The following is a 10256-nucleotide window of genomic DNA, read 5'->3' on the forward strand; positions in this document are numbered from 1 at the left end:
GGCCACGGGGAGGGGGCAGAACGGGGGGAGGGACCATCCCGTTCTACACCGTTGTGCCGTCTTTGTTAGAGCTTTGAAAAGCCCTGGATGGCCTGCGATGGCGCTTGACATTGTCCAGTATCTTCCCAATAATAAACTTAGGAATGCCGTTGGCCCCGCTAAGATGTATATCCGAACGTCCGCCCGCTGTATGGAAGGAGGCACCTATGACCATGCAACGGCGTTGGTTCATCTGGGGCTCCGGACTGCTCATCCTCACCCTGATCCTCGCGGCCTGCGCTCCAGCGGCAACCCCAGCGCCACCGAAGAAGCTTGAGATCTTCTCATGGTGGACCGCTGGTGGGGAGGCCGAGGGGCTGGAGGCGATGTTCTCGGTCTATCGGCAGAAATATCCCGGTGTGGAGATCATTAACGCCACGGTCGCTGGCGGGGCCGGTGCCCAGGCGAAGGCGGTTCTGAAGACCCGTATGCTAGGAGGCGACCCGCCGGATTCCTTCCAGGTTCACGGCGGGGCGGAGCTGATCGACACCTGGGTGAAGACCGGCTATATGGAGGACATCACGGACCTCTGGAAGAGCGAGGGATGGATGGATAAATTCCCTAAGCAGCTGATCGACCTGGTCAGCTACGAGGGGAAGATCTACTCCGTCCCTGTGAACGTCCATCGAGGCAACGTCCTCTGGTATAACAAGAAGATCTTCGATCAGTACGGCCTGCAGCCTCCCACTACCTTCGATGAATTCTTCCAGGTGGCGGAGGCCCTTAAGGCCAAGGGGGTGACCCCGCTGGCCTTAGGGGACAAGCTGAAGTGGGAGGCGGCCCACCTCTTCGAGACGGTCCTGGCGGGGGTCCTGGGGGCGGAGAAATACCGGGGCCTGTGGACCGGCCAGACACCGTGGACCGGGTCGGAGGTGGCGAAGGCCTTTGAGATCTTCGGGCGGATGCTGGATTACGTGAACGAGGACCATGCGGCCCACACCTGGGACTCAGCCACCCAGCTGGTCCTGGACGGCAAGGCGGCCATGACTGTCATGGGCGACTGGTCCCATGGCTACTTCCTCTCCAAAGGGGCCAAGCCGGGCGTAGATTACGGATGGGTTCCCGCGCCGAACAACAAGGGGCTCTTCATGGTGGTGACCGACACCTTCGGCCTGCCTAAGAAGGCCCCGCACCGGGAGCAGGCCCTCGCCTGGCTGAAGGTTTGCGGCTCGAAGGAGGGCCAAGAGGCCTTCAACCCCAAGAAGGGCTCCATCTGCGCTCGCCTGGACTGCGATCGGAGCAAGTTCGATGTGTACCTCCAGTCCTCTATGGATGACTTCGCCCGGGACCAGCTGATCCCGAGCGAGGTTCACGGCTCGGCCGCTCCGGAGGGCTTTGCCACGGCCTTCAACGACATCGTCTTCAATTTCGTGACCAATCGGGATGCGAAGGCCGCGATGGAGGCCCTCCAGAAGGCCTGCGTGGAGAACAAGATGTGCAAGTGAGCGAGATGGGGCCAGCGGCGTTCTGCGATAAACAACTGGCGGGGTGGGAATCCCCACCCCGCCAGTTGTTTTCCCATCCAGAGCAAGATCATCCCCCCGCAGGGCTCAGCCGCGCTCCTCGATCGGGATGTATTCCATATGCTCCGGCCCCACGTAGAAGAAGCGCGGCCGGTAGATGCGGTTGTCCTTTCGCTGCTCCAGGGCGTGGGCCACCCACCCAGCGACACGGCCCACAGCGAAGATGGGTGTGAAGAGGGCTGTCTCAATGCCCATGGAAGCCATTACGATCCCAGAGTAGAAGTCCACGTTGGGCTGGATGCCCTTCTGGCCCAGGCGTTCGATCATCACCCGTTCGATCACCTCGGCCATCTTCAGCCACTTCTCCGTCCCAGCGCGCCGGGTGACCTCCAGGGCGTACTGCTTCAGGATATGGGCCCGCGGGTCGTAGGTCTTATAGACCCGATGGCCGAAGCCGGGGATCTTCTTCTTGCGGGCCAGCGCCCGGAGCACCCATTCCTCCGCACGCTCCACCTCGCCGATCTCGTGAAGCATATGCATCACTTCCTCGTTCGCCCCACCATGGAGCGGACCTTTCAGCGCGGCGATCCCGCCCACCACCGCCGAGTACATGTCGCTCAGCGTGGAGGTGATGGCGCGCACCGTAAACGTGGAGGCGTTGCATTCGTGGTCCGCGTGGAGGATCAGGATCACATCCATGACTCGGGCGTAGAAGGGATCTGGCTCCTCGCCGAAAAGCATGTAGAGGAAGTTGGCGGCGTGGCTCAGGTCGGGCCGCGGATGGACGGGCGGGAGTCCTTTACGGGCGCGGCCGATGGCGGCCACCACTGTGGCGATCCGAGAAGTGAGCTTGATCGCCTCCCGCTCGTGGGCGATCAATGTGTCCTCCTCCGCGGAGTCATCAAAGGCCGCCAGCATGGAGATCGCGGTGCGCAGCACGGACATCGGATGGAAGTTATATCGGCGCCCGGCCTGAGAGATGAAATCATAAACCTCATCGGGGATCTCGCGATACTGCCGGAGGCGCATCTTGTAGATGTCCAGCTCGTCATATGTCGGGAGCTTGTCGTAGAGAAGAAGGAAGGCAACCTCTTCGAAGGTGGACTTCTCGGCCAGGGTCTCGATGGGGATCCCGTGGTAAATCAAACGGCCTGCAATCCCATCGACGTAGCTCTTCACCGACTCCGCGACAATCACCCCTTCCAGGCCCTTGGCGAAGGGGACCTCGCCGGGCTTCCCGATATATTTAACCTCCTGGGGGGTTACAGTTGTGGTCATGGCAACCTCCGGAAATTGTTAAGGATACAGTCCCTGGCGTCGCTGCCCCCCCACCTGTACACATTGGGAAGATCCCCTCCCGCAGGTCTCTTCAGTGGAAATCTGACCTCTCACCCCAAATTCTAATTCAAGGCAGAAAAAAGGGCAAGGAAGCTTGTTTCACGGATGGTTTAAGACACGGCACCATGGTCTTTCGCCCCTATAACTTTTGTCATGCTTTCGCCATTATTCGGGTCAGCCCAAGCTACGCGGACCCTGCTTTAAAATAAGAAGATCAGAGGGACCGACTCGAGAGGCGAGCGGTTCCTCTTCGGATCTTCCCTCACATCTTATGGAGTTGCGCAGTGGATTTCTTCCAGGGCAGGAGGTCTTCAATGAACAAGATGACTGTGCGCGACTTGGATGTCCGCGGCCGTCGGGTGCTGGTCCGGGTGGATTTCAATGTTCCTATTGCAGAGGGGAAGGTCACGGATGACACCCGAATCCGGGCGACGTTGCCCACCTTACAATATCTCTTGGATCAGGGAGCTGCCCTGATCGTGATGTCGCATTTGGGACGGCCCAAAAAGCACGATCCGGCTTTCAGCCTAAAGCCGGTTGCGGAGCGCCTGAGCGAGCTGCTGGGCCGGCCGGTCCAGATGGCCCCCGATTGCGTCGGGCCGGAGGTCGAGGCGATGGCTGCCGCCCTGCAGCCCGGTCAGGTTCTCCTCCTGGATAACCTTCGCTTCCATCCTGAAGAGTAAAAAAACGACCCGGAGTTCGCGCGACAGCTGGCCCGACTGGGTGATCTCTGTGTGAACGACGCTTTCGGCGCCGCCCATCGGGCCCACGCCTCCGTGGAGGCCATCGCGCGGTTCATCCCCGTGGTGGCCGGTTTCCTCATGGAAAAGGAAATCCGCTATCTGAGCCAGGCCCTGACGAACCCGGCCCGGCCCTTCGTGGCCATCCTCGGCGGGGCCAAGATCTCCGACAAAATCGGGGTGATTGAGAGCCTGCTGGCCCGGGCGGATCGGGTGTTGATCGGTGGGGGGATGGCCAATACGTTCCTCAAAGCCCAGGGCTACGCGGTTGGGGATTCCCTGGTGGAGGATGAGGCGTTGGAGACCGCCCGTCGCTTGCTGGAAACGGGTGGGGATCGTTTATGGCTGCCCGTGGATGTTGTGATCGCTGATGCTTTCGCCCCGGATGCTCAGGCCCATGTGGTTCCCGTCGATCAGGTGCCGGTGGGTTGGCGGATCTTGGATGTCGGCCCTCAGACGGTGTCCCGATATGCGGAGGAGATCCGGCGCGCCGCTTTCATTGTGTGGAACGGCCCGATGGGGGTTTTTGAGTTCCCCCGATTTGCGGAGGGAACCTTCGCTATCGCGCGGGCGGTGGCGGAGAGCGGGGCGACGAGCATTGTGGGCGGCGGCGATTCCGTCGCCGCGGTCCATGCGGCCGGGGTGGCCGATCGAATCACGCATATCTCGACGGGCGGGGGCGCCAGCCTGGAGTTCCTTGAGGGCCGCACGCTTCCCGGCATCGCCGCCCTGGCCGAGCGGCCCTCTTCCTGACCGCAAACCGCCATCAACTGGGGTGCGGAATGGGCCTGCAGCGGGTGCCGCGGGATTGGCCATGGGTGCGGATGACTATGGGGGCGGCGGAGGTGCTGGAGGACGCCGAGGGCCTGTGGCTGGTCCTGCTTCCGAGCCCCGGGGATCGTTACGCCGACGCCCAACTGGACGATTATGGAGGCACTCGGTTTGCGTGGCGGCCGCCGGTCAGGCTTACCGTGGAGGCCCGGTTCTCCCGCCCGGCGGAGGAGCTGGTCGGAACGGCCGGGTTTGGGTTCTGGAATGCTGGGGCAATGCCCGGGGCCTTCACAGGGCCCCCCTCCGCCGTGTGGTTCTTTTTCGCCTCGCCGCCCTCCCATGTGGCCCTGGACCCCTCCGATCCCGGCCGGGGCTGGCTGGCGATGGTTTGGCGGAGCCCGGGCGGATGGCGGTTTCCGTTTCCCACCCCACTAGCCCGGGGGTTCCAACGTCTCTTGGAGCGGCCTGGGATAGCCCGGGCGGCGATCGCGGTGGGCCGGCGCTGGATGGCCGCCTCGCAGCGATCGATCCTCATCGATCCAACCCGATGGCATCGCTATGGCATCCGATGGCGTCGAGCGGAAGTGATCTTCGAAGTGGATGGGGAGGAGGTTCATCGAGTGCCCTTCGCCCCCGCGGGCCCGCTGGGCTTTGTGGCTTGGATCGATAATCAATACCTGAGCGTCAATCCATTTGCCGGCCTCTCCAGCGGCTTCTTGTCTGTTCCAACCACCCAGGCACTGGTTCTGCGGCGGGTGGAGATCCAGCCTGGACCTTCATCATAGCTGGCTAGTGCTTCTTCCCAAAACCCCACGGCCCAAAGGGCCGTGGGGAGGGAGGATAAAGGGGGGTGGGGCCCTTCCGCCTCCCCTCGCGGGCCCCGAACGGCGTAACTCCTAAATGGATCAAACACTGGAGCTGTGCGCTTTCAGTAATTTAGATAAAATGGATGAAGGGGGCGATGGTGGTGCGTGGAGAACACCGCACCACCATCGTCTTTTCCCTAACAGGGATCGCATCGGGAGGCCAAGTCGGATGCCTCAGGTGTTCGGCTTCGCTCTTCCTGCGCTGCATCGTAAGGCAACGGCAGGCCATCTGGGTGTTTCAGATTCGGCCGAAATCGAGCAAAAAGTTTTTTAATGTTTAATAGCAGCATTCATAGATAGAGAAAAGGACGCTTTCATGATTCGGAGGACTTGTCCATGGTTGCTGTCCGTGCCTTCATTGCGGTGGAGATGCCCTCAGAGCTTCAAAAACAATTGGCCGAGATCCAGGAGCGTCTGCGTCGGGAGCTCCGGGATCTGCCGATTCGCTGGGTTCGGCCGGATAGCATCCACCTCACGTTGAAGTTCCTGGGGATGGTTCCGGCCTCACATATTGATGAGATCATTGCCGCGCTGCGGGGGCTGGCCTTGGAGCGAGGGCCGTTCACATTTGTTGTGGGGGGGATCGGATGTTTCCCGGATCTCCGGCGTCCGCGGGTGATCTGGGTAGGGGTATCCGATCCCTCCCGAGCGTTGGCGAGTTTCCAACGCTTGGTGGAGTCCAGCATGCAGAAGCTGGGTTACCCTCCTGAGGATCGCCCCTATCAACCCCATCTGACGCTGGGGCGGATTGGACGGGAGGCCACGTTAGCTCATTACCGGCGGATCGCCGAGGTGATCGAACGCACGACGGTGGAGCCATTAGGGGAGGTGCGCGCGGTGGAGATCACGCTGATGCGGAGCGATCTCCATCCTCAGGGCGCGGTTTATACGCCGATCGCCCGTCTCCCTTTGCGAGGGGGCCATTAGGGTTTCCTCTGTCTTGATCTCTGGTTCCCTTGGCGGGTTTGAAGGTGAGCCAGGTGCCGAATGGCTTGTCTCATTTCGATTCCCCCTCTTCTCATGGCCCAAAGGACTGTGGGGAGGAAGGATCGAGGGGGATGGGGCCATGAACCTTGTCACCCGAATATCCTCTCCCCAAATCAGGAACACTGGGCTCTCCCTCGTGGGCAAAGCCGTTATTCCCCCAATACGTTCTCAACGAACGTGACCGAAACCGGACGGCCCTGAGAATCCAAGGTCACAGATGCTAGGTCCACGCGCCAACATGGCTCCCGCTCGCCTTGCTGGCCCAGATAGGCTAGGGCGGTCTGCAGGAGACGTCGACGCTTGCGGGGCGTCAGGCTCTCCTCTGGGGATCCGAAGCGATCGCTGCGCTTCGCACGGACCTCAACGAAGCGCAGCCATCCTTCCCCCTCAACGATCAAGTCGATCTCCCCGAAGGGCGAGCGCCAGTTCCGGGCCTGGATGCGATAGCCTTGGGCCTCCAGATAAGCAGCCACAAAGGCTTCCGCTGCTGCTCCTATGGACCGTCGGGAAGGCCGAGAGGAGCTCATCACCCCTCCGGTTGCCCTTTCAAGTGGAGTGAGACATCCGCCAACCGGAAGCCGTGTCCCCGGATTGTAAGGATGTAATCGCGGTTTGGATCTGCTTGGGCCAGCCGTTCCCGCAGGCGGCGGATCAGGGCATCCAATGCTTGCTCGGTGATCCCCCTTGGATCCTCTTCTGGCCAAATGTAGGCGATCAGCTCATCCCGCGAGACCACCGCGCCTCGAGCGAGGGCCAGCCGTTCCAACGCCCGAAACTGCGCAGGGGAAAGCGGAGGATTGACTTCCCGCCCATTGACCCACACGCGTCGAGCGGCCCGATCGATAAAGAGCCCGGGGAGCAGGGAAGGGATCGGGGCGGACTCTAAAGGGAGCGTCACCTCCGCGCTAACGAACCGCATGCGCACGCAGAGCGCGAGAGCGATTTCATCACCGTCCTTGAGACGTTGAGGGACGAAGGGCGTTAACGGTTGCCCGTTCACGAAGGTCCCGTTCTTGCTGCCGAGGTCCTCAATGTAGTAACCGTCGGCTTCGCGCTTCAGGCGGGCATGCTGGCGGGAGATCTGTCGCTCCGGCAGCACCAAGTCGCACGTCTCACTGCGTCCAATCACCAGGATCTCCTGGTCGACTGGCCAGCGCTGCCCGACCAGTTGCCCTTCCGTAATCACGAGCATTGGGGCCTCGGTCCCGACCATGGTCGCCTCCTGACGTTCGCCATTAGATCCTTCCCACATTCTGAAGATGTTCATAAGGCGCGGGGCGCCGTCTCTCTTTGCTCCCACAAAGCGCTGTTTTGCTTTCAGATAGGCCCTCCACCTGTAGAACGGGTAAGCGATTATTACAGATTGCGTCTTGCGGATCTTCGTTATTCATTTTACCCAACCTTTCCCCATGGTCAGGTGCTTTAGCGTCCATTTCATTTTTGTGAACAACGGTCCCGCGTCCTCGGACTCATCTGGTGCCCGAGAACGTTAAGCGCCTTTCACATGCGATTGGGAAGGTGAGGATCTGCTCTTTGCTGGCTGGGTGCCTCTTGGGCCATCGTATCGGTTTGGGGCCTGTTCGCTTTTCAATGCAGCCCTCAACTGCACAATTCCGAACAAATATGATATAAAGAGATTAGAGGGCCCTTTCTAACAATGGGCATACAATTCGCTGAAGGTACCTTGTTAAGATCAAGGATCCTGTTCCTCGACGGAATTCCTACATCGGACAACATCCTGTATATTCCAGCGAACTTTCATTGTGATCTTTCAGGTTTGAGAAGGGTTCCAAGGTCTCTTCCCCAAAGGCCTCCGTTGTGAGGAGTTTCGAGATGAACTTAACGGATGATTCGCTTCAAGAATTAACAGCTTTGTTACACCAGGTCGAGTCATTGAAACGTCGCGTGGTTGAGCTCGAGCAAACCCTTTGGCAGATGCAGCGGGTTCATGATCTGCTGCGGCATCTGGAGCGAGCCTGGGCGACGGAAGACCCCATGGCCCAGGCGTTGAGAGCTGCTCAACGCGCCTTTGGGGCGGATGCCACCCTCTTTATCCAGCTGGACTCCCAGGGTCGTGCGGCACGATGGTGGCATGTCGGATGGGAGGGGATCCACGCCGACGACCTTCACGCTCTTCTCCATACTCTCCTGGAGGCTGGTCGGGAAACGCCAGAGTTTGTTCCCCAGACTCTGTCCCTCACCGGGTTCATGTCCCGTGGAGGAGGGCCGCTGGCCCGCTCCGCCTTGATGGTGCGGCTAAGGGATCCATGGGGGAGCGTGAGCCTGGCGGCGTTTTTGAAGCGAAGTGAGGAGGGGTTCTCGGAGGAGGTCTGTCACCTGGTGGGGATGGCGGCAGAGCTGCTGGCCACACGCCTCCATTCGCTTCACGCTTTGAAACAGCAACGCGATCTAAACCGGGCGATGGCGCATCTTTTCCGGGTGGCTCGGGTGATGGCCTCCAGCCCGGAACTCTCCGTCACCCTTCCACAGGTGGTGCGCATTATCCGTGAGGAAACGGGCTGGCCTTCGGTGGCGATCCTGGTCTATGAGCCGGCGACGCAACAGCTGCGGGTTATGGCCTGGGAAGGCTATCACACGGCCCCTGCTCCTAACCGCTATCTGATCCCGGTGAACCGGGGGATCACCGGGCGGGCCTTTCGAACGGGCGAGCCGCAACGGGTGCCGGATGTCTCTCTGGATCCAGACTATGTGGAGGGAGATCCTGCCACCCGCTCCGAATTGGCTGTTCCGATCTTTGCTGGGGAGACCCCATGGGGTGTGCTGGATGCTCAAAGCCCGGAGCGTTATGCCTTCACGCCGGATGACGAGGTTCTTATGCTGGCGGTGGCGGGGATCATCAGTCTGGGCCTGGAGACTGCCCGGGTTTACGAACAAGTCCGCCAGGAGCGGGCGCAGGTGGGGTTGGAGCGGGATCGACTTCTCGCTCTATACGAGGGCTACATGGCCATTCAACAGCATCCGGATCCCGAGCGGGCATTAAACGAGGTGGTGAAGATCTTCACCCAGTTCGGGTGGAAAGCCGTGCGTTGTCGGGTGCTCGATGAATCCGGAGGGGTCCTCGCAATGGAAGAGAGCACCCCTGCCCCTCGATTCCCCCCACTGGCCCTGGGGCCCTGGCTTCGCAATGATCCCCGTCTGGAACGATACCGGGCGCGCGGCGGGTTATATCGCTTCCCGGCGTCGGATCCAGAGGTTCACGCTTGGCTTGAGGATGAAAGGGAAATCCCCCGCTCATGCATCGCTCTTCCACTCCGAGATGCTGCTGGCCGCCTGCTGGGGTTAGTGGAACTGGAAGCTCCTGAGGGGAGGGAGGCTCTTGAAGGATCCCTGTTGCGACCGACGGAGCTCCTCGCTATGCTCTTGGCGCTGTCCTTCGAGCGGGGCCGCTTGCTCCGACGCTACGAGCAGCACCTGCGGGAGCAAACCATGTTGTATCGTGCCGTGAGCGCCCTGCTCCGCTTCGATGAGCCTGCCCCCATCCTCACCGAGATCGCTGCCGCTCTCTGCGAAGCTCTGGAGGGAACCAGTGCTTATTTCATCGCTGTGGATCCGGCGCGCCGGGTTGGCTGGGTTGCCGCCGAACATTATGCGGAAACAGCTCACCCGATGGAGCGGATCTCCGATTCGGGTGGGGTTTACCACGAGGGGGACATCCCACTGAAATGGGTGGCCCTCCGGGAGCGGCGGATCCAAGCGCTGTACGTGGACGATCCTCCGGACATCTATGAGAGTGAGCGCGCCCTCTTGCGGAGCTATGGAGGGTGGTCTGCGTTGATCATCCCCCTGTTTGCAGGGGAGGAGCCGCTTGGGTTGGTGGAGGTATGGGATAGCCGGCGGCGGCGCGCGTTCGATGCGGGGGAACGGGCCTTGGCCCAGGCCATCGCTCAACACGCGGCTGTCGCCCTCCAGCGGGCCCGCCTGTATGAGCGGCTTCAACAGGTCAACCGGCGCCTGGAAGCGATCTTTTCCACCGTGGAGGATGGCCTGATCCTTTTGGATCGAGCAGGGCGGATTGTCCAGGCGAATGCCGC

7 protein-coding genes and 1 pseudogene are annotated in these 10256 nt (G+C 61.1%); 5 read left to right on the top strand and 3 right to left on the bottom strand.

The window, feature by feature from the left end; translation table 11 throughout:
* Nucleotides 1–206 precede the first annotated feature (206 nt).
* Complete coding sequence (locus tag ACFMO5_RS08675) at nucleotides 207–1484, top strand: ABC transporter substrate-binding protein (protein ID WP_376792352.1); 1278 nt, start codon at nucleotides 207–209, stop codon at nucleotides 1482–1484.
* 105 nt (nucleotides 1485–1589) lie between these two features.
* Here the strand turns inward: ACFMO5_RS08675 and ACFMO5_RS08680 are convergent, their stop codons facing one another.
* Nucleotides 1590–2780, bottom strand: coding sequence for a citrate/2-methylcitrate synthase (locus ACFMO5_RS08680; protein ID WP_376792353.1), 1191 nt, complete (start codon nucleotides 2778–2780; stop codon nucleotides 1590–1592).
* A gap of 374 nt (nucleotides 2781–3154) precedes the next feature.
* Here ACFMO5_RS08680 and ACFMO5_RS08685 point away from each other — a divergent pair.
* The 3 genes and pseudogenes from ACFMO5_RS08685 (at nucleotide 3155) to thpR (ending at nucleotide 6144) form a co-directional block, all read left to right on the top strand.
* A pseudogene (locus tag ACFMO5_RS08685) lies at nucleotides 3155–4333 on the top strand (phosphoglycerate kinase).
* Between the two features lie 29 nt (nucleotides 4334–4362).
* On the top strand, nucleotides 4363–5136 hold the full coding sequence (locus ACFMO5_RS08690) for a hypothetical protein (RefSeq protein ID WP_376792354.1): 774 nt from the start codon (nucleotides 4363–4365) through the stop codon (nucleotides 5134–5136).
* A gap of 417 nt (nucleotides 5137–5553) precedes the next feature.
* Entirely contained in the window at nucleotides 5554–6144 is a 591-nt protein-coding gene (gene thpR, locus ACFMO5_RS08695) for an RNA 2',3'-cyclic phosphodiesterase (protein WP_376792355.1), read from the top strand.
* 209 nt (nucleotides 6145–6353) lie between these two features.
* On the opposite strand, the gene ACFMO5_RS08700 is transcribed toward thpR, so the two are convergent.
* Complete coding sequence (locus ACFMO5_RS08700) at nucleotides 6354–6731, bottom strand: YraN family protein (protein WP_376792356.1); 378 nt, start codon at nucleotides 6729–6731, stop codon at nucleotides 6354–6356.
* The gene (locus tag ACFMO5_RS08705) at nucleotides 6731–7417 is read right to left on the bottom strand and encodes an FHA domain-containing protein (protein ID WP_376792357.1); all 687 of its coding nucleotides are present in this window, start codon (nucleotides 7415–7417) and stop codon (nucleotides 6731–6733) included. The genes ACFMO5_RS08700 and ACFMO5_RS08705 overlap by 1 nt, the downstream gene beginning before the upstream one ends.
* A 620-nt stretch (nucleotides 7418–8037) precedes the next feature.
* Between ACFMO5_RS08705 and ACFMO5_RS08710 the strand changes: the two genes are divergently transcribed.
* Nucleotides 8038–10256: GAF domain-containing protein (locus ACFMO5_RS08710; protein ID WP_376792358.1), on the top strand; the 2219-nt coding region annotated here is incomplete at its 3' end.

This window comes from Thermoflexus sp. (assembly GCF_042408365.1).
GTDB lineage: Bacteria > Chloroflexota > Anaerolineae > Thermoflexales > Thermoflexaceae > Thermoflexus.